1 protein-coding gene is annotated in these 258 nt (G+C 45.0%); it reads right to left on the reverse strand.

Annotation, left to right across the window (positions count from 1 at the left end; translation table 11 throughout):
• Positions 1-129: 129 nt before the first annotated feature.
• Complete coding sequence (locus tag I5349_RS14335; RefSeq protein WP_226391371.1) at positions 130-249, reverse strand: PhnA domain-containing protein; 120 nt, start codon at positions 247-249, stop codon at positions 130-132.
• Positions 250-258: the final 9 nt, after the last annotated feature.

A 258-nucleotide genomic window follows, 5' to 3' on the forward strand; every position in this document is an offset into this window, starting at 1 on the left:
GCCGCTGGCATTTTTGTATTTGCTGTTTCAAAGGGACCTGATTCAAACGCATGGGTTAGGGGGCCTTCCGAAGCACAAACAAAAACGGGGTTCCAACTGGAACCCCGTTTTATACAAAAGTAACTAAAATTACTTCTTACGGCAGTACTCTGCGATCACGTACATTGACTGACCACCGTTTGCCTTACCTGAAATCAGTTTAGGGTCATCACCAAGGCTGATACCGCGAATCACAGTACCTTGCTTAATTACTTGGTT

Origin of the sequence: Penaeicola halotolerans (assembly GCF_016464625.1) — a bacterium.
Classification (GTDB): Bacteria; Bacteroidota; Bacteroidia; order Cytophagales; family Cyclobacteriaceae; genus Penaeicola; species Penaeicola halotolerans.